Source organism: Albidovulum denitrificans (genome assembly GCF_002973535.1).
GTDB classification, from domain to species: Bacteria; Pseudomonadota; Alphaproteobacteria; order Rhodobacterales; family Rhodobacteraceae; genus Albidovulum; species Albidovulum denitrificans.
Genome location: NZ_PVEP01000001.1, coordinates 185732 through 206596, shown reverse-complemented (window position 1 = coordinate 206596; position 20865 = coordinate 185732). Strand labels below are relative to the sequence as shown.

21 protein-coding genes are annotated in these 20865 nt (G+C 65.9%); 11 read left to right on the top strand and 10 right to left on the bottom strand.

Translation table 11 applies throughout. The annotated features are described in order from the left end of the window. Positions 1-244: 244 nt before the first annotated feature. The 6 genes from LX70_RS01015 (at position 245) to LX70_RS00990 (ending at position 5668) form a co-directional block, all read left to right on the top strand. Entirely contained in the window at positions 245-460 is a 216-nt protein-coding gene (locus LX70_RS01015) for a hypothetical protein (protein ID WP_105512678.1), read from the top strand. An 86-nt stretch (positions 461-546) separates the two neighbouring features. Continuing rightward, on the top strand, positions 547-1728 hold the full coding sequence (locus LX70_RS01010; protein ID WP_105513533.1) for an HPP family protein: 1182 nt from the start codon (positions 547-549) through the stop codon (positions 1726-1728). A 110-nt stretch (positions 1729-1838) separates the two neighbouring features. Then, positions 1839-2897, top strand: coding sequence for an ABC transporter ATP-binding protein (locus tag LX70_RS01005; RefSeq protein ID WP_105512677.1), 1059 nt, complete (start codon positions 1839-1841; stop codon positions 2895-2897). Between the two features lie 4 nt (positions 2898-2901). Further along, positions 2902-3810, top strand: a complete 909-nt coding sequence (locus LX70_RS01000) for an ABC transporter permease (RefSeq protein ID WP_170076090.1) — start codon at positions 2902-2904, stop codon at positions 3808-3810. Next, the gene (locus LX70_RS00995) at positions 3803-4606 is read left to right on the top strand and encodes an ABC transporter permease (protein WP_105512676.1); all 804 of its coding nucleotides are present in this window, start codon (positions 3803-3805) and stop codon (positions 4604-4606) included. Before LX70_RS01000 ends, LX70_RS00995 begins: the two co-directional genes overlap by 8 nt. 36 nt (positions 4607-4642) lie before the next feature. After that, a complete protein-coding gene (locus LX70_RS00990; RefSeq protein WP_105512675.1) occupies positions 4643-5668 on the top strand; it encodes an extracellular solute-binding protein in 1026 nt (341 codons plus the stop codon). A gap of 60 nt (positions 5669-5728) precedes the next feature. Here the strand turns inward: LX70_RS00990 and aguB are convergent, their stop codons facing one another. The 7 genes from aguB to LX70_RS00955 all read right to left on the bottom strand — a co-directional run bounded on the left by aguB (position 5729) and on the right by LX70_RS00955 (position 12813). Beyond that, entirely contained in the window at positions 5729-6595 is an 867-nt protein-coding gene (gene aguB, locus LX70_RS00985) for an N-carbamoylputrescine amidase (protein ID WP_105512674.1), read from the bottom strand. Next, positions 6588-7619: a histone deacetylase family protein gene (locus tag LX70_RS00980; protein ID WP_105513531.1), complete on the bottom strand. Its 1032-nt coding sequence runs from the start codon at positions 7617-7619 to the stop codon at positions 6588-6590. Before LX70_RS00980 ends, aguB begins: the two co-directional genes overlap by 8 nt. Before the next feature lie 144 nt (positions 7620-7763). Then, on the bottom strand, positions 7764-8756 hold the full coding sequence (locus LX70_RS00975) for an ABC transporter ATP-binding protein (protein WP_105512673.1): 993 nt from the start codon (positions 8754-8756) through the stop codon (positions 7764-7766). A gap of 61 nt (positions 8757-8817) precedes the next feature. After that, positions 8818-9657 carry a carbohydrate ABC transporter permease gene (locus tag LX70_RS00970; RefSeq protein ID WP_105512672.1) on the bottom strand — a complete coding sequence of 280 codons (840 nt, stop codon included), beginning with the start codon at positions 9655-9657 and terminating at the stop codon, positions 8818-8820. Between the two features lie 9 nt (positions 9658-9666). Next, a complete protein-coding gene (locus tag LX70_RS00965) occupies positions 9667-10581 on the bottom strand; it encodes a carbohydrate ABC transporter permease (protein ID WP_105512671.1) in 915 nt (304 codons plus the stop codon). A gap of 62 nt (positions 10582-10643) precedes the next feature. After that, complete coding sequence (locus tag LX70_RS00960) at positions 10644-11897, bottom strand: ABC transporter substrate-binding protein (RefSeq protein WP_105512670.1); 1254 nt, start codon at positions 11895-11897, stop codon at positions 10644-10646. Between the two features lie 28 nt (positions 11898-11925). Further along, positions 11926-12813, bottom strand: a complete 888-nt coding sequence (locus LX70_RS00955) for an N-acetylmuramic acid 6-phosphate etherase (RefSeq protein ID WP_245884887.1) — start codon at positions 12811-12813, stop codon at positions 11926-11928. Positions 12814-12972: 159 nt separating this feature from the next. On the opposite strand from LX70_RS00955, the gene LX70_RS00950 reads away from it, so the two are divergent. Genes LX70_RS00950 through nagA form a run of 4 tightly spaced genes read left to right on the top strand, consistent with a single transcriptional unit; the run spans position 12973 to position 16784 of the window. Then, positions 12973-13860 (top strand): glucosamine kinase nucleotide-binding domain-containing protein, encoded by an 888-nt coding sequence (locus LX70_RS00950; RefSeq protein ID WP_105512668.1) that lies wholly within the window; start codon positions 12973-12975, stop codon positions 13858-13860. Next, on the top strand, positions 13847-14596 hold the full coding sequence (locus tag LX70_RS00945; protein WP_105512667.1) for a GntR family transcriptional regulator: 750 nt from the start codon (positions 13847-13849) through the stop codon (positions 14594-14596). The genes LX70_RS00950 and LX70_RS00945 overlap by 14 nt, the downstream gene beginning before the upstream one ends. A 20-nt stretch (positions 14597-14616) precedes the next feature. Next, positions 14617-15645 carry an SIS domain-containing protein gene (locus LX70_RS00940; RefSeq protein ID WP_105512666.1) on the top strand — a complete coding sequence of 343 codons (1029 nt, stop codon included), beginning with the start codon at positions 14617-14619 and terminating at the stop codon, positions 15643-15645. Continuing rightward, positions 15642-16784: an N-acetylglucosamine-6-phosphate deacetylase gene (gene nagA / locus LX70_RS00935; RefSeq protein ID WP_105512665.1), complete on the top strand. Its 1143-nt coding sequence runs from the start codon at positions 15642-15644 to the stop codon at positions 16782-16784. The genes LX70_RS00940 and nagA overlap by 4 nt, the downstream gene beginning before the upstream one ends. A 6-nt stretch (positions 16785-16790) precedes the next feature. Here the strand turns inward: nagA and LX70_RS00930 are convergent, their stop codons facing one another. From LX70_RS00930 to LX70_RS00920, 3 genes are all read right to left on the bottom strand, one after another. Further along, the gene (locus LX70_RS00930) at positions 16791-17837 is read right to left on the bottom strand and encodes a Hint domain-containing protein (RefSeq protein ID WP_105512664.1); all 1047 of its coding nucleotides are present in this window, start codon (positions 17835-17837) and stop codon (positions 16791-16793) included. A 237-nt stretch (positions 17838-18074) separates the two neighbouring features. Then, complete coding sequence (locus tag LX70_RS00925) at positions 18075-19184, bottom strand: TRAP transporter substrate-binding protein (RefSeq protein ID WP_105512663.1); 1110 nt, start codon at positions 19182-19184, stop codon at positions 18075-18077. Positions 19185-19311: 127 nt separating this feature from the next. Continuing rightward, positions 19312-19761, bottom strand: a complete 450-nt coding sequence (locus LX70_RS00920) for a DMT family transporter (RefSeq protein ID WP_105513530.1) — start codon at positions 19759-19761, stop codon at positions 19312-19314. 164 nt (positions 19762-19925) lie between these two features. On the opposite strand from LX70_RS00920, the gene LX70_RS00915 reads away from it, so the two are divergent. Then, positions 19926-20840 carry a calcium/sodium antiporter gene (locus tag LX70_RS00915; RefSeq protein WP_105512662.1) on the top strand — a complete coding sequence of 305 codons (915 nt, stop codon included), beginning with the start codon at positions 19926-19928 and terminating at the stop codon, positions 20838-20840. The last annotated feature ends 25 nt before the right edge of the window (positions 20841-20865 follow it).

Below are 20865 nucleotides of genomic sequence, written 5' to 3'. Positions count from 1 at the left end.
CACTCTGTCCCCTGCATAGCCCACCCCCGATTAACCCATCATTAACGCCGACTTCAGCACCGGTTCACGGCCTCTGTGCGACACAGGACCCTGCCGGATTACCGGCGTGTACCCAGGGGGATAACAATGAAACTCATTCGCAAGATCATGGAGCTCCTGTCCCAGCGGCAGGAAGAGCGCGATCTTCAACGCCTCAAGCAGGCAATTGATTGGAAAACCCGGTAAAGCCGGATGGAAGGGTGTATTGCGTGAGGACGAGTTCGAACCGAAGCATGGCGCGGAGATCTGTGTCATCCATGTAGACCGCGTCTCACGCGATCCCAATGACGGCTGGAAGGTCAGCGGCCCCGAGGGGTTCGTGGACATCTTCCGCCTCAAACGCGGTGCGGCGGTCGAGGCCGCCGAACGGCGCGCCGAGCATATCGGCGGGCCGACCATCATCATCGTCGAAAGCGAGTGATCCGGGCCACCCGGCCCGCCTCAAAACCCGTCTGGACTTTTGCCCGCGTTGCCATCAGGGTCGCGCGGCGCGAAACAGGGCCGGTCATGCCGCCACACGGGAACCACGACACACGGGTGCATCACCCGCTCTCGGCGTTTGGACCGGCGGTGGGCCGGGCGACGCCGGCCAGCCTTGCGCGCGGTCCCGTCGGCGCGGGTCTGGCGCTGGCCGTCTTCGGCGCGGCGCTGCTTTTGCCTTGGTTGCCGCGATGGGACGGGCTGATCCTGATCGCCCCTTTCGGTGCCTCGGCAGTGCTGCTTTTCGCGGTCCCGAACAGCCCCCTGGCCCAGCCCTGGTCGGCAGTGGTCGGCAACGGCATCTCGGCCCTGATGGCGGTTCTGGTGCTGTCGGTCATGGCCGAACCGGTTCTGGCGGTGTCCCTGTCGCTGGCGCTGGCGATCTTCGCCATGGTGCTGACGCGGTCCCTGCATCCGCCGGGCGGGGCCGTCGCGCTGGTCGCGGCGCTGTCGCCCGAGATGATCGACCGGCTGGGCTTCGGCTTCGTTTTCGCGCCGGTCATGGCGGGGACGGCGGTTCTGGTCGGGCTTGCGATGGTCTGGCACCGGCTGACGGGCCGGGTCTATCCGTTCCGCCAGCCCGACGCCGCCGGGCCGCATGGCACCGCCGACAAGACACCCGGCCAGCGCCTTGGCCTTGACCCCGAGGACCTTCGCCAGATCCTTGAGGCGAACCGGCAGGCCAGCAACCTTGGCGTCGAGGACCTTGGCCGCCTGATCGCGGCGGCAGAGCAACTGGCCGCCGCCCATCAGCTTGGCAACCAGACCTGCGAAGAGGTCATGTCGCGCGATCTTGTCACCGTCTCCCCCACCACGCCCGCGGGGCGGGTGGCGGCGCTTTTCCGCACCTATGGTTTCACCTCGATCCCGGTGGTGACGGGCGATGACCGGCTGGAGGGCGTGATCTTCCAGATCGACCTGATCCGCAGCGCCCGGCGCGCCGCGCGGCAAAGCCACAGCGGCTTTTTCGCCGCGTTGACCCGGCTTTCCGGCACCTCGGCGCGCAATGCACCCCGCGCCCGCGACATCATGTCGGTGGGCCTGCCCACGGTGACGCGGCAAAGCCCGGTCGGCGACCTCCTCCCGCTTCTCGACGACGGCCGCGCCGAGGCGGTGCCGGTGATAGAGGGGGAACGCATCGTCGGCATCGTCACGCGGTCCGACATGCTGTCGGTCCTGGCCCGCACCGCCGCACGGGCCGCCGCCTGACGCCCCGCGCCGGGGCAATGTCAGGCGACACGGCCGCGTCACACACCGCTTGCCTTTTCGCGTCGGGCTGGTCCATCCTTATCCCGACTGGGGCTGGGGAGCGGATGTGAATGGTTTATGCGATCGAGGCGCGGTCGACCCGGAAGGTCTATGGGTCGGGCAGTTTTGCCGTCACGGCGCTGGACAATGTCTCCATCGCGATCCGCAAGGGGGAGTTCTTTACCCTTCTCGGCCCCTCGGGCTGTGGCAAGACCACCCTTTTGCGCATGATCGCGGGGTTCGAGACACCGACATCGGGGCAGATCCTGCTGAACGGGCAGGACATTTCCACCCAGCCGCCGAACCAGCGCCCGATCAACACCGTCTTTCAAAGCTACGCGCTTTTCCCGCATCTGAGCGTGCGGGAAAACGTGGGCTTCGGGCTGAAGATGAAGGGGCGGCCCGACGCGCAGATCGCCGGCACGGTGGAGCGTGTCCTGTCCCTCGTGAAGCTTGAGGCGATGGCGGACCGCAAGCCGCAGCAGCTTTCGGGCGGACAGCAGCAGCGCGTGGCCCTTGCCCGCGCGCTCGCGCCCGAGCCGGAGGTGCTGTTGCTCGACGAACCGCTCTCCGCGCTCGACCTGAAACTGCGCAAGGAAATGCAGGTGGAGCTGAAGCGCTTGCAGCTTGAGCTGGGCATCACCTTCATCTTCGTGACCCACGATCAGGAAGAGGCGCTGACGATGTCCGACCGGATCGGTGTGATGAGCGCGGGGCATCTCTTGCAGGTCGGCCCGCCGAGGGAGATCTACAACCGCCCCGTCAACCGCTTCGTGGCCGATTTCATCGGCGAGACGAATTTCATCCCCGCCACCATTGCGGGCGGCGTCGCGACCGTCGCGGGCGGCGCGCGGCTGGCGGTCGCCACGGATGCGCCGACCGGCGATCATACCATCGCGGTGCGCCCTGAACATGTGCGCATAGGGGCCGAAGGCGACGGAGCCTTGCCTGCGACGGTGGGCGAATCCGTCTATTTCGGCACCGACAGCCATGTCCACCTGACCCTTGCCGACGGCACCGCCATCGTCGCCCGCCAGCAAAGCGACGCGACGGGCGCGGGCGTGCTGGCCGAGGGCAGCCGCGTCGGTGTCAGCTTCGCCGACGGCTCCGTTCAGGTGCTGGAGGACTAGGGCGGTGAGCAAGGCAGAGGACAAGGCAGCCCGAACCGAGACTCGATCGACCTGGCTTCTGTCGGCGCCCGCGCTGGTGCTGCTCTTGTTCGCGGCGTCCGGGCCGCTCATCATCATGCTGGTCTATTCGTTCCTGACGCCCGGCAAATACGGCAATGTGATCTGGGAATTCTCGCCCGACGCCTGGATCGGCACCATCCTGTCGCGCGACATCTTCGACGGCACCTACAGCCTGGCCGACGCGCATCTGACGATCTTCTGGCGCTCGGTGCAGCTATCGCTTCTGACGACGCTTTTTACCTTCCTCGTCGGCTTTCCGACGGCCTGGTTCATCGCCACGCGGACGGCGCGGACGCGGGCGCTTTTGCTGTTCCTCATCACCATCCCGTTCTGGACCAACCTTCTGATCCGTACCATCGCGATCAACCAGATCATTCGGAACGAGGGGCTTTTGAACACGGCCCTTCTGTCGCTTGGCGTGATCGACGAACCGCTGGTCATCATCTACACCAATGTCGCGGTCTTCATCGGCATGACCTATGTCTACCTGCCGCTGATGGTGCTGCCGCTTTTCGCCGCCATCGACCGTTTCGACATGCGCCTGCTGGAAGCCGCCTACGACCTCTATGCCTCACGCTGGCAGGTGCTGAGACGGGTGATCCTGCCCATCGTCAAGCCGGGGGTGATCGCGGGGTCGATCCTTGTCTTCATCCCGGCGCTTGGGGCCTATGTGACGCCGCGCATCCTGGGCGGAGGGCGCAACATGATGATCGGCAACTTCATCGAGCTTCAGTTCGGGCAGGGCCGCAACTGGCCGCTTGGCGCCGCGCTGTCGGTGCTGCTTCTGGTGATCGTCACGGTGGCGCTGATGTTCTATGTGCGCGCCGCAACGCGGAGTGACAGCAATGGCTGAGAAAAGCTTTTCCGCCTCGCGCATCCCCGGCTTTGCCACGACCGCCATCCTGGTCTTCTGCGCGCTCTACCTGCCCATCGTCATGCTGGTCCTTTATTCCTTCAACAGCGGCGACAGCGTCGCGGTGTGGGAAGGGTTTTCACTGAAATGGTATCCGCTGGCCTGGAGCAACGAGCAGGTCCGGGATGTCACGCTGCGCTCGCTCACCATCGCGCTGGTCGCCTCCGTCGTGGCCACCACGGTCGCGACGATGGCGGCCCTTGGCACGACCCGGCGCAAGAAAACCAAGGGCCAGACGCTGATTTACCTGATGATCAACCAGCCCCTGATGGTGCCGGAAATCGTGACGGCGGTGGCGCTTCTGATCTTCTTCGCCGCGATCAAGGTGGCGACCGGCTATCAGGGCCTTGGCTACCTGATCGCCGCGCATTCGGCCTTTTGCATCCCCTTCGCCTATCTGCCGATCCGCGCCCGGCTTGAGGGGATGGACAAGACGCTTGAGGTCGCCGCCGCCGATCTTTACGCAAGCAACTGGCAGGCCTTCCGCTATGTCACGCTGCCGCTTTTGCTGCCCGGCATCGTCGCGGGGATGATGCTGGCCTTCGTGACCTCGCTGGACGACGTGGTCATCACCCTGTTCGTGAAATCGGCCGGTCAGGACACGCTGCCAACCTATATGCTGGCGCAGATCCGCCGCTCGGTCCCGCCCGACGTCAACGCGATTTCGGCGCTTTTGCTGTTGCTGACAGTGATCATGCTGACGCTGTTCTTCCTGCTGACCCGGAAGCGCGACTGAACGACAAACCAAGAAAGAACCAACCTGGAGGTTACGATGAAGACCGTACTATCGACGATTGCCCTTTTGATGGCCGGAACCGCGATCGCCCATGCCGAGGGGGAGCTTCAGCTCTTCAACTGGGGCGACTACACCAGCCCCGAGCTTTTGAAGAAGTTCGAGGAAGAGACCGGCATCAAGGTGACCGTCACGGATTACGATTCCAACGACGCCGCCCTTGCCAAGATCGAGGCCGGCGGCGCCGGGTTCGACCTTGTCGTGCCGTCCGCCAACTATGTTCCGATCTACGTCGAAAAGGGCCTGATCCAGAAGCTCGACATGTCGAAGCTGTCCAATCACGGCAATATCGCGCCGGAATGGCTGGACGTGCCTTACGATCCGGGCCGGGCATACACCGTGCCGTGGCAATGGGGATCGACCGGGATCGCCGTGAACTCTGACGCCTATTCGGGCGACATCAACACCTCGGCCATCTTCATGGACACGCCGGAAGAACTGGTCGGCAAGGTCAACGTGACGCCCGAGATGAACGACATCCTGTCGCTGGCGCTGATGTATGTCGGCGGCGAGCCCTGCACCGAGGATACCGAGGTGCTGAAAAAGGTCCGCGACGCGCTGATCGCCGCCAAGCCGAACTGGCAGTCGATGGATTATGGCATGACCGAAAAGATGGCCTCGAACGATGTCATGGCCTCGGTCTACTGGAACGGCGCGATCTTTCGCGCGCGGCTGAAGAACGACAAGGTCCATTACGGCTATCCGAAAGAGGGCTATCCGCTGTGGATGGACCAGGTGGCGCTGCTGTCGGACGCGGAGAACGTGGATGAGGCCTACAAGTTCCTCGACTTCATCATGGTGCCGGAGAATGCCGCGATGATTTCCGCCTTCGCGCGCTATGCCAACGGCATCGCCGGGTCCGGGGACTTCATGCCCGAGGATATGAAGGACGCGCCCGAGATCAATATCCCGGAGGAATTCAAGTCCGCCGGTCACTTCCTGCCGACCTGCTCGCCCAAGGCGCAGGAATACTACACCGCGATCTGGACCGAGCTTCAGAAGTAAATCACGCTTCGGAAGTAAATCACCGGCGGGGCCTTGCGCGGCCCCGCCTTTTCCGCCGCCTCAGCCGCCGTCAAAGCCGCCAAGCGCGCGGTAAAGCCCCGGCCGCCGGTCGCGGAACAGACCCCAGCTGCGGCGCAATTCCGCCACCGCGTCCAGATCGAAGCGGGCGGTCAGGACCTCTTCGCCCTCACGGCCCGCCTGCACGACCTTTTGCCCGGTCTGATCGGCGATGAAGGAGGTGCCGTAAAAGGCCACGTCCACCCCGTCCTGCACTTCCGTCCCGACCCGGTTCGACGCCGCCAGCGGCATGATATTGGCCGCCGCATGGCCGCGCATGACGGTTTCCCAATGCGGCTGGCTGTCGTAACCCGGCGCGGGCGGCTCACTGCCGATGGCGGTGGGATAAAGCAGCATCTCCGCCCCCATCAGCGCCATGGCGCGCGCCGCTTCGGGGAACCACTGGTCCCAGCAGATGCCGACGCCGACACGGCCAAAGGCCGTCTCCCACACGCGAAAGCCGGTATCGCCGGGGGAGAAATAGAACTTCTCCTCATACCCCGGCCCCTGCGGGATATGGCTTTTGCGGTAGATGCCAAGGAGGCGTCCGTCGGCATCGACGATGGCGATGGAGTTGAAATAGGCCTGCCCCGCGCGTTCGAAGAACGACACCGGCAGGACGACACCCAGTTCGCTCGCCAGCGCGGCGAAGCGAGCGATCAGCGGATGACCTTCGACCGGCCCGGCCCAGTCGAAATAGCGCGGGTCCTGGGTGATGCAGAAATAAGGGCCGTGGAACAGTTCCTGCAACAGGATCACCTGCCCGCCTTCGGCCGCCGCGCGGCGGACGAGCGCCTCGGCCCGGTCGGCATTGGCGGCGTGGTCGGCGACGGGTGCGAACTGGGTGACGGCAATGGCGACCTCACGCATCCTGATAGCCCTCCAGCACGTTGACCGCGTTCACGCCGACCGCCTCGATCGCATAGCCGCCCTCCATGCAGAAGACGGTGGGCAGACCAAGCGTGCCGATCCGGCGGCCCGCATCCATGAAATCGGGGCTGTCGAGCTTGAAGAAGCTGATCGGGTCGTCCTTGTAGGCATCGACCCCGAGCGACACCACCAGCGCCTCGGCGCCGAAGGCGCGGATGCGGGCGATGGCATCGTCCAGCGCCGCCGACCACGGGCCATAGCCTGTGCCGGGCAGCATCGGGTAATTCGCCGTCGTCCCCTCACCCGCGCCGACGCCCGTTTCATCGGCGAATCCCAGGAAATAGGGGAACGCATCCTCGGGCGCGCCGTGGAGCGAGGCAAAGAAGATGTCGCCCCGGTCGTAGAAGATGTCCTGCGTACCGTTGCCGTGGTGAAAGTCGATGTCGAGGATGGCGACCCGCCCTGCCCCGTCGCGGCGGAACGCCTCGGCCACCAGGGCGGCGTTGTTGATGAAGCAGTAGCCGCCATACATATCGGCCGTGGCGTGATGCCCCGGCGGGCGGCACAGCGCGAAGGCCGATTTCGCCCCGCCCGCGACATGGGCCTGCGCCGCCTGCGCCGAGGCGGCAGAGGACAGCGCCGCCGCCCATGTCCCCCCCGTCATCGCGGTTTCCGAGGCCAGAGCGTAATAGCCGACCTTGCCGTCGATATTGCGCGGCGGGCGGCCCGCCTGCATTCGCCGGGCCGGGAAGTTGGCGGCGATGATCTCCCCCGCCATGCCCTCGGCCTTCCATTCCGCCCATGCGTTTTCGAGGAAGTCGAGGTAGTCGGGCGCGCACAGCGCCCGGATCGCCGCCATGTCCGGCGCACCGGGGGCGACGATGTCGGTCATCCCCCTCTCCTTCAGGCGGGCGAGGACGTATTCCACCCGACTGGGCCGTTCATAGGGCGTGACGAACTGCCCCCCGCTCAGCTCCGCTTGCGGGAAATGGCGGCGATGTTCTTCGCTGAAAAAGGTCTTCACGGGGTCTTGCTCCTGGGTCGGCCGCCCTTGGGGCGGGGGTTTCCAGACCAAGCTACCGCGCTTTGCGGGAATGACAACGGTCAGTTGGGGGGGGACCAGTTGCGGGGGCGGCATGAGGCCACCGCCCCCGCGACCGTCCGCCGCTCAGGCGGGGAGGCCGCCCGCGTCGAAGTGATAGATCTTGTCGGGCTTGAAACCCAGCCGCAGCGCCTGCCCCGTCTCGATCCCATGCTGGCCGAAAAGCCGCGCGGTGATCTGGTGGCTCTGCACATCCGCGATCACGTTGGTATCGCCGCCCAGATGTTCGACATGGACCACCCGCGCGCCCAGCGGGCCGGTGTCGGACAGGAACAGGTCCTCGGGCCGGATACCCATGGTGCGGGCATCGCCTTCGTTCACCAGCCCCGCCGGGAAGAAGTTCATCGAAGGAGAGCCGAGAAAGCCCGCGACGAACTGGTTGGCGGGGTTGTTGTAAAGCTCCATCGGGGTGCCGATCTGTTCGACCCGGCCGTCGCGCAGAACGACGATCTTGTCGGCCAGCGTCATCGCCTCGGTCTGGTCATGGGTGACGTAGATCATCGAGGCCGAAAGCTGCCGGTGCAGGTTCGCGATCTCGATCCGCGTGTTCATCCGCAGCGCCGCGTCGAGGTTCGACAAGGGTTCGTCGAACAAAAACAGCTTCGGCTGGCGCACGATGGCCCGCCCGATGGCGACCCGCTGGCGCTGCCCGCCCGAAAGCTCCGAGGGGTAGCGGTCCAGATAGGGGTCGAGGTTCAGCATTCGCGACGCATTGGCGACACGCTCCTCGATCACCTCCTTCGGCTGGCCTTCCTGCCGCAGCGCGAGCGTCATGTTCTTGCGCACGTTCAGATGCGGGTAAAGCGCGTAGGACTGAAACACCATCGCGATGCCGCGCTTCGAGGGCGGCGTGCGGTTGACAAGGTCGCCGCCGATACGCACCTCGCCCGCCGTCGCATCCTCAAGCCCCGCGATGACACGCAAGAGCGTGGACTTGCCACAGCCCGAGGGGCCGACGAAAACCACGAATTCCCCCTCCTCGACGCTCAGGCTGATGTCTTTGAGGACATCGACGGCGCCGAAGGACTTGCTCACATGGGTCAGGGTCAGGGCGGTCATTGCACGGGCTCCTTGGGCGAAACGGGGCGGCGGTTGGCGGTGGCGGTCAGGGCGGGGCCGGTCATTTCACCGCCCCCGAGGTGATGCCGCGGATCAATTGGCGCGAGAAGATCACATAAAGGACCAGCACCGGCAGGATGGCGAAGCTCAGCGCCGAGAGGACGGCGTTCCAGTCGGTCACGAACTGGCCGATGAAGACCTGGCTGCCAAGCGTCAGCGTCTTTGTCGCCTCGGCCGGGGCCAGGATCAGCGGGAACCAGAGGTCGTTCCAGATCGGGATCATGTTGAAGACCGCCACCGTCGCCATCGCCGGGCGCACCAGGGGCAGGACGAGGCGGAAGAAGATCGTGTATTCCGACAGCCCGTCGATCCGCCCCGCGTTCTTCAGGTCGTCGGAAACCTGGCGCATGAATTCGGTCAGGATGAAGACCGCCAGCGGCAGGCCTTGCGCGGTGTAGACGAGGATCAGCGCCCAGTGGGTGTTCACAAGCCCGGTCGCCACCATCATCTCAAGGATCGCCACGGTGCCGATGCGGATCGGGATCATGATGCCAAGGGCGAGGTAGAGGCCGAGGAACTTGCCGCCGCGAAAGCGGTATTCGGACAGCGCATAGGCCGCCATGGCGCCGAAGAGGAGGATGAAGAACAGCGAGGCCAGCGTGACAATCATCGAGTTCTGGAAATAGAGGAAGAAGTCCCCCTGCTTCAGCACCGTCTGATAGCCGGAAAGCGAGAAGCTGTCGGCATCGGGCAGCGCCAGCGGTTCGCGGAAGATCGCCTTGCGGGTCTTGAAGCTGTTGACGAGGATCACGAAGACCGGGAAGAGCGCGATCAGCGTATAGGCGATCAGCGCGCCGTGCATGGCGATGGTGTTCGCGGGGTTGGTGCGGGCCTTGTTCATGGCGCCCCCTTAAAGCTGATAGCGGCGCATCCGGGACTGGATGGCGTAAAGGTAAAGGCAGACACCGACGAGGATGATCGCGAACATGGCGCTGGCGATGGCCGATCCCATATGCGGGTCGCCCAGTTGCAGCTGGAAGCCGAAGAAGGTGCGATACATGAAGGTGCCAAGGATGTCGGTCGCGAAATCCGGCCCCGCCAGCGCGCCCTGCGATGCATAGATCAGGTCGAAGGCGTTGAAATTGCCGACAAAGGTCAGGATGGAGATGATGCCGATCGAGGGCAGGATCAGCGGCAGCTTGATCTTCCAGAAGGCCGCCATGCCGGTGATGCCGTCGACCTCGCCCGCCTCAAGGATTTCGTCCGGGATCGACAGGAGTGCCGCGTAGATCAGCATCATCGGGATGCCGACGAACTGCCAGACGGAGATCAGCGCAAGGGTGGTCAGCGCGTATTCCTCGCGCCCCAGCCATGGCGCGAAAAGCGATTTCAGCCCGACCGCGTCCAGCATCGAGGGCGCGATGCCCCAGATCGGCGACAGGATCAGCTTCCACGCGAAACCCACGATCACGAAGGACAGGATCGTCGGCACGAAGATGGCAGAGCGGTAAAGCGCGGCAAAGCGCAGGCGCGGATGGCTGAGGATCGCGGCAAGGGCGATGCCGATGGGGTTCTGCACCAGCATGTGAATGAGGAAGAACCAGAAGTTGTTGCCAAGCGCGTTCCAGAAATGCCCGGCCCAGAGCGGGTCGAAGAACAGCGTGCGGAAATTGTCGAGCCCGGCAAAGACCCGGTCCTGATCGACCCGCGTGTAAAGCGCCAGGCGCAGCGTGTTGACGATCGGAACGATCATCACGGCGGTGTAGATGGCGACGGCGGGCGCCAGGAACACGAAGATGTGCCAGCGGATGCGTGGGCGCGACATGGGGGCCTCCGGGTTGGGTGTCCGGGCGGCGCGATCCGCCCGGACGGGTCTGTGGCAGAGGATCAGTTCTGCGGCGTGTACCAGCTGTCGAGGCCCGCCTGGAGCTTCGCTCCGATCTCTTCGGGCGTCATGGTCCCCTTGATCGCGGCGACCGAGGCGCCCCAGGTTTCGTTTTCAAGGTTCGGGGTGCCGCGCGACAGGATCTGGTAGGTGGAACGGATCGTGCGTTCACACTCCCCCCGCCAGCTGACGAATTCCTTCGCCAGCGGATCGGTCAGTTCCACCGGCGCGTTCGACAGCGGGAAGAAGCCCGGCAGCGCGTTGCCGAAGATATCGGCGAATTCGGGGCTCGCGACCCAGGACAGGAAGGCGCGCGCGGCTTCCGGGTTGGCGCTGGCGGCGTTCATGCCGATGCCGACGTCGGTGTGGTCGGAGATATAGCAGGTGTCGCCCGCCGTCCTGACTGGCGGCTTGAAGGCGCCCATCTCGAAATCGGCCTGCGCGTTGAAGCCGGAGATTTCCCAGGACCCGGCCGGGTAGATCGCCGCGCGGCCCAGCGTGAACAGGTTCTGGCTGTCGGGATAGGTCTGCGCCTCATAGCTGTCGCCAAGATAGGGCGCCCATTTGTGCAGCGTGGCATAGGGTTCGACCCATTGCGGATCGGTCAGCTTCTGTTCGCCCTTGATTAGGGCGATCCGCCCCTCCTCGCCCTTCCAGTAGGTCGGGCCGATATTGTTGTAGCCCATCGTCGCGGCTTCCCACTGGTCGTTGGTCCCCATCGCCATCGGGATATAGGTGCCGTCTTCCTTGATCTTGTCGAGGAGGGCGAAGAATTCGTCCTCGGTGGTCGGCACCTCAAGCCCCAGCTCGGCGAAGGCGTCCTTGTTGTAGATGAAGCCGTGGATGACGGAGGCCATGGGGACGCAGAAGGTGGCCGACCCGTCATCGGTCTGCCAGGCGGCCTTGGCCACGTCCGAGAAGTTCGACATCGCCTCAAGATCGCTGAGGTCGGTCAGCTGGCCCGCCTTGTAAAGCTCAAGCGACTTGTCGAAGGGGCGGCAGGTGATGAGGTCGCCGGCGGAGTTGGCGGCAAGCTTCGCGCCAAGTGCTGCGTCATATTCGGTCGGCGCGGTCGGCGTGAACTGGACCTTGATGCCGGGATGGCTGGCCTCGAACGCCGGGATGATCTTGTCCTGCCAAAGCGCGAGGTCGTCGTTGCGCCAGCTTTCGATGGTCAGCGTGACATCCTGCGCCTGCGCGCCACTCGCCACCAGCGCGGTGGTCAGGAGCGCCATCCTGAATGTGGTATGTTTCATCTCGTCTTCTCCCTGTTGAAAGAGGTAGTCACCCAAGCCGCTTCAGCGCGGCACGAAGGTTTCCGTGGGTCTGTGTCAGAAGTTCCGCCGCCTCGGCGGGTGAAATGCCCCCCGCAGCAATCAGGGTGGCGGGTTTCACGACGCCGTCGGCGGCATCCAGCGCCGCCTCGGCGACCGCGCTGTCGACCTTGGCGATCTGGGCCACGATGCCCGTCGCGCGGGCGCGCAGCTTGGCATTGTCGGCGCGCAGGTTGACCATCATCCCGTCATGGATCGCCCCAAGCTCCACCGCCATCAGGGTGGACAGCATGTTCAGCGCGATCTTCTGCGCCGTCCCCGCGCCCATCCGGGTGGAACCGGACAGGACCTCGGCCGGGGTCGGCAGCAGGATGGCGTGATGGGCGTCCTGCAAGAGCGGCGTATCGGCGTTGTTGGCGATGCCGATCACGGTCGCGCCCTTATCGCGGGCGATCTTCACCGCGGCGAGCGTATAGGGTGTGGTGCCGCTGGCGGAAACGGCGATGAGGGTATCGTCGGCGTCCAGATCGGCCAGCACCGCGCCAAGGCTTTCAGTATCGTCCTCGGTCCCGCCGGGCATCTCGACCCCGGTCGGCAACCCGCCCGCCATGTGAATGCGCAGCTGATCGGCGGGGATGGAGAAGGTGCCGCCCAGTTCCTGCGCATCGGCCGCCGCCATGAGGCCGGATGACCCGGCCGCGACATAGTGCAGCCTTGCGCCCCGGGTTATCGAGACGGCCATCGCGGTCGCCCCCGCCACGATCCGGGGCAGCGCCACGCGAACCGCTGCGGCCGCGGCGATCTGGCCATCGGCCAGAAGGGCCGCAACCTCGGCCCGTGGCCGCTGGTCCAGCCCTGCGGCCATGTCATGCAGATCTTCTGTCGCGCGTCGTTGCACCTGATTCCCCCCTGGAATTCCGCAAAGCATACCTATTTGATACCTTTTGTCCAGACTTTCCGTATTTGCGGCGGATAGGTTTGGTTTTCCGCGATAAAATTCCGCCATTGGTTCGCTTTTCGCTTTCGTTCTTTCGATAGGTATTATAATGGTCTTTTCATGAACGAGTCCCTGACCAACGCGATCATCGCCGTGGATGGCGGCGGAACCCGGTGCCGGGTGGCGCTGGATGACGGGCGCGCGCGGCACATGGTCGAAACCGGCCCGGCCAATGTCTCGACCGATTTCGACGGCTCCGTCGCGCAACTGGTCGCGGGGCTGGACCAGCTGGCGCAGAAGGCCGGGGTTCCGGTCGCGGCACTTCACCCCCTGCCCGCCTTCCTGGGTCTTGCGGGCATCATTGGCGAGGACATTCGCACCCGGTTCCGCAACGCCCTGCCCCTGACCACGCTGCGGGTCGAGGATGACCGCCCCGCCGCCCTGCGCGGCGCGCTGGGGCAGCGGGACGGTGTTGTCGCCCATTGCGGAACCGGATCGTTCTTTGCGTCGCAGATCGGCGGCGCGATGCGGTTCGCGGGCGGCTGGGGGGCGATCCTTGGCGATCAGGCCTCGGCCCGCTGGATCGGGCGCGAGGCGCTGCGCGTGACGCTCGACTGTATCGACGGGTTGCGCGACCGCACGCCCCTGGCCGACCGGCTTTTGACAGACCTCGACGGGCATCCCGGCATCGTCCGCTTCGCGCGCCACGCGCGGCCGTCGGATTTCGGCGCGCTGGCGCCTTTGGTGACCGAATATGCCGACACCGGCGACGCGGTTGCGCTTGACGTCATGGCCAGCGGCGCGGCGGAGATCGCGACGCTGGTTCCGCAGATGGGCTGGGTGCCGGGGATGGCGATCTGCCTGACCGGCGGCATCGGCCCGCACTATGCCCGCTACCTGCCCCGAGCTATGCAGGCCGCCCTGATCGCGCCCGAAGGCGCACCGATGGACGGCGCGCTGGCGCTGGCGCGGGAGTTCGCAAGGGAGAATGCCGATGAGCGCCGCTGACTTCCTGCGCCCGGAAAACTGGCTCGGCTCTGGCGAGGGGCCGCGCTATGTGCAACTGCGCCGCCGCCTGATCGAGGGTATCGAAAGCGGCGCGCTGCCGCCCAATTCCTCGCTGCCGCCGGAACGCGAGATCGCGGAACTGACGGAACTGTCGCGCGTCACCGTGCGCAAGGCCATTCAGGGGCTGGTGCGCGAGGGGCTGATCGAACAGCGCCAGGGATCGGGGTCCTTCGTGCGCGAGGCGGTCACCCGGATGGAGCAATCACTGTCGCACCTGACCTCCTTCACCGAGGACATGGCCCGGCGCGGGATGGAGACGACCTCCACCTGGCTCGAACGCGGGGTCTTCATGGCCTCGGCCGAGGAAATCGCGGCCTTCGGGCTGGCCGCCGGCGACAATGTCGCCCGCATCAGCCGCCTGCGTGAGGCCGGGGGGCGGCCGATGGCGCTGGAACGCGCGGCGCTGCCGCTCGACATCCTGCCAAACCCGATCGAGGTCACGACCTCGCTTTACGAGGTTCTCGACCGGCTTGGCAATCGCCCGGTCCGGGCGGTGCAGAAAATCTCTGCCATCAACCTCGAGGCGCGCGAAGCAGCCCTTCTGGGCGTGGCCGAGGGGGCGGCGGGCCTCAGCATCGCGCGCACCTCCTATCTCGCGACCGGACGGGTCGCGGAACTGACCCATTCGCTCTATCGCGGCGACGCCTACGACTTCGTGGCCGAACTGCGCCTGTGACAAGGAAAGGCTGCCAGACCATGTCCACCCAACCCACCCTGATGCGTCAGGAGATCCTTGAGATTCCGGCCGCCGTCGACCGGCTGTTGACCCATGGCGCGGCAGAGATCGCCGCCACCGCCGCCAAGGCCCGCGAGCTGAACCCGCGCTTCCTTGTCTCCGTCGCGCGGGGATCCTCGGACCATGCCTGTTCCTACCTGAAATATGCCAGTGAGCTTTTGCTGCGCCGTCCCATGGCCTCGGTCGGGCCATCCGTGACCTCGATCTACGGCGCCGATCTGAACGCGGAAGGCGCGCTTTGCATCGCCATTTCGCAATCGGGGCAAAGCCCGGACATCGTCAGCATGACCGAGGCGCTTGGCCGCTCCGGCGCGCTGACCGTGGCGATCACCAACAACCCGGCCTCGCGCCTTGCCGCGGCCGCCGGGGCGACGCTGCCGATCCATGCGGGGCCAGAGATCAGCGTGGCGGCGACCAAGACCTTCGTCACCTCGCTGGTGGCGGGGTTGTGGCTTCTGGCCGCGATCCGGGATGACCGCGACCTTCTGGGGGCGATCCGCGCCCTGCCCCGCCATCTGGAGGACGCCACCCGCTGCGACTGGTCGGCGGCGGCCGATGCGATCGACGGGCGGTCGCTCTTCACGCTGGGGCGCGGGCCATCGCTGGCCGTGTCGAACGAGGCGGCGCTGAAATTCAAGGAAACCTGCCTGATCCACGCCGAAAGCTATTCCTCGGCCGAGGTGCTGCATGGACCCGTCTCCATCGTCGAACAGGGCTTCCCCGCCATCGCCTTCGCCGCCCGCGACGCAGCGGAGGACACGCTGGCCGCGACGGCGGACGAACTGGCCGCCAAGGGCGCCCGCGTCTTTGCCACGACCGACCGGGTGACGCGGGCCACCTGCCTGCCCCATGTGCGCACCGACCACTGGCTGACCGACCCGGTCGCGTCCATCGTGTCCTTCTACGGCATGGTCGAGGCGGTCGCGGTGCGGCGCGGCATCGACCCCGACCGCCCGCGCCATCTGAACAAGGTGACGGAGACGGTATGACCCTGCACAGCCTGACCTTCCTGAACGGCCCGGTCTTCGACGGCACGACGCTGCGCGGCGGGCTGGCGGCGCGCTTTGAAGACGGCGCGCTGGTGGCCCTTGGCCCCGAGGCAGAGGTCGGCCGCGCGGGCGCGGTCGTGGACCTGGAGGGCGACATCCTGTCGCCCGGCTATGTCGATTTGCAGGTGAACGGCGGCGGCGGGGTGATGCTGAACGACGCGCCCTCGGTTGAAACGCTGCACCGGATCGCGGGCGCCCATCGCGGGCTTGGCGTCGCGGCGCTGTTGCCGACGCTGATCACCGATACGGCCGAAAAATCCCGCGCCGCCATCGCCGCCGCCCGTCAGGCGGTGCGTGAGGGCGTGCCGGGCATCGCCGGGCTGCATCTGGAAGGCCCGCATCTGTCGCAGGCCCGCAAGGGCGCGCATGACGCCGGCCTGATCCGGCCGATGGAGGCCGCCGATCTGGAGATGTTGCTGGCCGCCGCTCAGGACCTGCCGGTCCTGAAAATCACCCTCGCGCCGGAAAGCGTGACGGTAGAGCAGGTCCATGCCCTGTCACGCGCCGGTGTGCTGGTCTCGCTTGGCCATACGGATGCGGGTTTCGACACCTGCGCGCGCTACGTCGCCGCCGGGGCGCGCTGTGTCACCCATCTTTTCAACGCGATGAGCCAGCTTGGCAATCGCGAACCCGGACTGGTCGGCGCGGCGCTGGCGCATGGCGCGGTGTCCGCCGGGGTGATCGCGGATGGCATCCATGTTCACCCGCAGTCGCTGCGCGCCGCATGGGCGGCCAAGACCGGGCCGGGCAAGCTGTTCCTTGTCAGCGACGCGATGGCGGTGGCCGGGACCGACGCGACCGAATTCGCGCTGGAAGGCCGGGCGATCCGGCGTGAGGGCGGCCGCCTGACGCTTCAGGACGGCACGCTGGCGGGGGCCGATCTGGACCTGACCACGGCCGTGCGGGTGCTGACCGATACGGTCGGCGTTCCCCTGGCCGAGGCGCTGGCGGCGGCCACATCGGTCCCGGCGGGGCTGATCGGGCGCCCGGGGCTGGGCCGCCTGACCCCGGGCCGCAAGCTGCATGAGGTGATCCGCATCGGCGCCGCGCTTGACCGCGTGGACAGCGCGGCGGCCTGAGGGGCGTCAGACGAAACTGAACTCCCCCGGCGCGGCGGCGATGTCGGGGGCCAGGATCCGCGCCTCCCACGACTTCAGGCAGGTGCGCGCGGTGTCGCCATGGCGGGCATCGCCATTGTCGAGTTCGGGGAACAGATCAAGGATCTCATCCCGCGTCGCCGCATCCTGAACGCTGAGCGTGCGCGCCGTCGGCAGATAGCTTTCGGTCCAGGCGCCGTCGCTTTGCACGATCTCATGCCGGTCGAGAAGGATATGGAAATACTCGATCTCGCCACCCTCCTCGCGAAAGACATTATGCCCGTTCACAAGCGCCTGCGCCGGGGCCAGAACCGATGAGCAACCGAAGTTCAATTCGACCAGCGCGCCGCCGAGGCGGACGCGGTGCTGCTGGCTCAGCCGCATCGTCTTGGTATTGCCGACCGCGTCGGCCAGAAAGACGACCGGGGCGAAGCGCCCCCTGGCGGGGACCACGCGCGACCCGGTCCAGCGGATCACCTGATGGCCGTTGTCGCGGGTCAGCACCCTGTCGCCCGCGACCAGATCCTCGACCGGACGCTCCCCCCGGTCGGTGGCGATCATCGTGCCGCGCGCGAAACAGACCAGTTCGTAGCTGGTCGCGTCATCGAAATTGAAGCCGTCGGTATTGGGCGAGGTGGCGAAACTCGACCCGAAAGTCACCGAGGACAGGTTCTTGCCGTCCAGATCGGCGGCAAGCGAGTCATTGACCATCATATAATACTGCGAGGTGCCGCCGACCGTCACCTCGATGATGTTGATCGTGCCGCTGACCGTGGACCCGTCGCCCAGATGGAAGGTCGACCCGGTGTAGTTGAAGCGCCCCTGATAGGTGCCTTCATAGGTGCCGTTGCCGTCAAGGTCGATCAGGTCGCCCGGCTGCATGATGCCGGTCGTCCCCGTCACCCCGGCATCCATCGCAGCATCCACCTCGGTCAGCAGGTCGCCGCCGGAAAAGGACCAGGTCGCCCCGATCAGCGCGGCGGTCGGGTCGCCGGTGATGGCAAGCTCGATCAGTCTGTTGGTTGTAATGGCCATAACGCATACTCTTCAAATCAAAGGGGGATTGTCGGGGTCGGCCCGTTTTCCCGGCGCCGTCACCAAAGCGTCGCGCGGGGTCCGCCGCGACGGTGTTAACCCTAACGTAACATGACGAAACGGCGGCAACAACGCGCGGACCCTGCCAAACTGGCAGATATCCGCCGATGCGCGGGCAAAGAAAAACCCCGCGGGCATCGTGGCCCGCGGGGTTTCCCTGTCGAACGGATCAGACGATCAGAGCTTGCCGTTGCGCTGCTGGATCATCATGAAGGTGTCGTAGTTGTATTCCGCCACCTGGGTCCAGAGGTAGTAGTCGTTGCGGAACGCCTTGATCGATTCCCAGATCTTCTTGAAGGGGGCGTTGGTCGCCTCCATCTCGGCATAGACCTCATTCGCGGCGTTGAAGCAGGCTTCGAGGATCTCCTGGCTGAAGGGACGCAGCTGCGCGCCATTCGCCACCAGTTCCTTGATCGCCGCCGGGTTCAGGTAGTCGTATTTCTGAAGCATGTCGGCATCGGTCGCCTGCGCGGCAGAGCGCAGAAGCGACTGGTAGGCCGCCGGCAGTTCCTCGAACTTGCCCTTGTTGAAGAAGAAGTGGACCGTCGGCCCGCCTTCCCACCAGCCGGGATAGTAGTAATAGGGCGCGACCTTGTAGAAGCCGAGCTTCTGGTCGTCATAGGGGCCGACCCATTCGGCCGCGTCGATGGTGCCTTTTTCCAGCGACGGATAGATGTCGCCGCCGGGGATCTGCTGCGGCACGACGCCGAGCTTTTCCATCACGCGCCCGGCAAAGCCGCCGACCCGCATCTTGAGGCCCTTCATGTCGTCGAGCGTGTTGATTTCCTTACGGAACCAGCCGCCCATCTGCACACCGGTATTGCCGCCCGGATAGGCGACGATGTTATGACCGGCCATGAATTCGTTATAAAGGTCGATGCCGCCGCCATGGTACTGCCAGGCGTTCGTGCCGCGCGCGTTCAGCGAGAAGGGAACCGCCGCCGCCAGCGCGAAGGTGGGATCCTTGCCGAAGCTGTAATAGCCGACCGTGTGGCAGGCCTCGACCGAGCCGTCGGTGACGGCCTCCTGCGCGGGGGCGCCGCCCGGAACGATCTCACCAGCCGCGAAGACCTGGATGGTGAAGTTGCCGTCGGTGGCCTCGCTGACCATCTTCGACAGCACCTCGGCCCCGCCATAGATCGTGTCGAGCGATTTCGGGAAAGACGAGGTCATGCGCCAGGTGACTTTCGGCATGCCCTGCGCCACGGCCGGCGCGGCAAGCGCGGTCGCGGCAGCCGCCGCGCCGCCGCCGATGGCGGCCTTGGTGAGGAATGAACGACGATCCATATTGTACCTCCCGGTTGCGGGCGACCTTGGGTGGCCGCCACAGATGGCAGCACTTTACACGCCCCTAACCCACTGTCCAGACTTAGGGATCGCACCCGCCCGTGACCCAGCGTCAAGCGCGCGCGCGTCAGCCGCGTTGCGTAAAAAAGACGCCGATTGCCATCAGGGCCAAACCCGCCGCCCGCATCGGCGTCACCTCGCGCACCATCGCGCCCATCAGGCCGAACTGGTCGATCACCGCGGCCGACAGAAGCTGTCCCAGCAACACGCAGGTGATCGCGTTGCCAAGGCCGAAGCGCGGCGCGACCCAGGTGACGGAAAGGACGTAGAAGGCTACGAAAAGCCCGCCGAGGAAAAGCTTCGGCGGCTGTCCGGGCGCGGCCGCCAGCGCCCCGGTCCCGCCGGTCAGCACCATCACCAGGGCCGAGCCAAAGAACGCCACCGCGAACAGGATCACGGCCGCGGCGGCGGGGGAGCCGATGCGCCCGCCCAACTGGGCGTTCAGCGCGGCAAGGATCGGGATGCCGACCCCGGCGGCCAGCATGATCGTGGCATAGCGCAGCGTTTCCGGGGTCATTGCCGCCTCCTCGCGTCCGGTGACCCGCGATCCTTGTCGCGGGGTGCCGGGATTGTCCATCCGTCGCGTTCCTGCCGCGTGGGAAATCCACGCCCTGACGCCACGGGGCCTTGCAAAATCCGCGTCAGCCCCGAAGTAAGGCTGCAACCAAAAGGGAATCTGTCGTGGTTTATGTGCTTTTCGTCCTCGGGCTGGTCGGTCTGTTCCTGGGGGGTGAGTTTCTTGTGCGCGGCTCGGTCGGTATCGCGCAGCGGCTGGTGATCCCGCCACTGATCATCGGGCTGACCGTCGTTGGTTTCGGCACCTCGATGCCCGAGCTTCTGGTTTCGGTCCAGGCGGCGCTGGCCGGGGCGCCGGACATCGCCATCGGCAATGTGATCGGGTCGAACATCGCCAATGTGCTGCTGATCCTTGGCCTGACGGCGCTGGTCCTGCCGGTGCCAATTTCCTTTGAACGCACGAAACGCGATTTCATCGTCGTCGTGGCGGCGAGCCTTGTCCTTTGGGGCATCCTCTTTGGCGGCATGGTCTTTCGCTGGCAGGGGATCGGGCTGGTGGCCGCACTTCTGATCTATCTCGCCGTCAGCATCCGCGCGGGCAAGGAGGTGGAGCATGAGGCGCTTGACGTGCCGTCGGCCGCGCTCGGCCTCAGCCCGCTGATCGCGCTTGGCGGTCTGGTCGTCCTCATCATCGGGGCGAAGCTGCTGGTCGAAAGCGCCAGCGAGATCGCGCGGGATTTCGGCGTCTCCGAGGCGGTGATCGGCCTCAGCATCGTCGCCATCGGCACCTCTCTGCCCGAACTCGCGACCTCGGCCATGGCGGCCCTGCGCGGGCATTCGGAGATCGCGGTGGGCAATATCGTCGGTTCCTGCATCTTCAACATCCTCGGCATCCTTGGCATCACCGCGATTGTTGAGCCGATCCCCGTCGATCCGCGCTTTGCCCATCTCGACATGGGGGTGGCGGTGGCGGCGATTCTGGCGATGCTGTGGTTCGCGATCCGCCCCGGCCAGGTCGGGCGCGCGGGGGGCGCGGTCCTGCTGGCGGGCTATGCCGCCTACATGGTGCTTCTGGCCTGACCCAAATTCGCAAAGCTTTCGTCGG

Coding starts and splice junctions, on each gene's coding strand:
- LX70_RS00925 (WP_105512663.1), bottom strand. CDS start 19,184: ATGGATCGTCGTTCATTCCTCACCAAGGCCGCCATCGGCGGCGGCGCG.
- LX70_RS00930 (WP_105512664.1), bottom strand. CDS start 17,837: ATGGCCATTACAACCAACAGACTGATCGAGCTTGCCATCACCGGCGAC.
- LX70_RS00965 (WP_105512671.1), bottom strand. CDS start 10,581: ATGTCGCGCCCACGCATCCGCTGGCACATCTTCGTGTTCCTGGCGCCC.
- LX70_RS00940 (WP_105512666.1), top strand. CDS start 14,617: ATGTCCACCCAACCCACCCTGATGCGTCAGGAGATCCTTGAGATTCCG.
- nagA (WP_105512665.1), top strand. CDS start 15,642: ATGACCCTGCACAGCCTGACCTTCCTGAACGGCCCGGTCTTCGACGGC.
- LX70_RS00970 (WP_105512672.1), bottom strand. CDS start 9,657: ATGAACAAGGCCCGCACCAACCCCGCGAACACCATCGCCATGCACGGC.
- LX70_RS00975 (WP_105512673.1), bottom strand. CDS start 8,756: ATGACCGCCCTGACCCTGACCCATGTGAGCAAGTCCTTCGGCGCCGTC.
- LX70_RS00995 (WP_105512676.1), top strand. CDS start 3,803: ATGGCTGAGAAAAGCTTTTCCGCCTCGCGCATCCCCGGCTTTGCCACG.
- LX70_RS00990 (WP_105512675.1), top strand. CDS start 4,643: ATGAAGACCGTACTATCGACGATTGCCCTTTTGATGGCCGGAACCGCG.
- LX70_RS00920 (WP_105513530.1), bottom strand. CDS start 19,761: ATGACCCCGGAAACGCTGCGCTATGCCACGATCATGCTGGCCGCCGGG.
- LX70_RS01010 (WP_105513533.1), top strand. CDS start 547: ATGCCGCCACACGGGAACCACGACACACGGGTGCATCACCCGCTCTCG.
- LX70_RS01005 (WP_105512677.1), top strand. CDS start 1,839: ATGGTTTATGCGATCGAGGCGCGGTCGACCCGGAAGGTCTATGGGTCG.
- LX70_RS00960 (WP_105512670.1), bottom strand. CDS start 11,897: ATGAAACATACCACATTCAGGATGGCGCTCCTGACCACCGCGCTGGTG.
- LX70_RS00950 (WP_105512668.1), top strand. CDS start 12,973: ATGAACGAGTCCCTGACCAACGCGATCATCGCCGTGGATGGCGGCGGA.
- LX70_RS00945 (WP_105512667.1), top strand. CDS start 13,847: ATGAGCGCCGCTGACTTCCTGCGCCCGGAAAACTGGCTCGGCTCTGGC.
- aguB (WP_105512674.1), bottom strand. CDS start 6,595: ATGCGTGAGGTCGCCATTGCCGTCACCCAGTTCGCACCCGTCGCCGAC.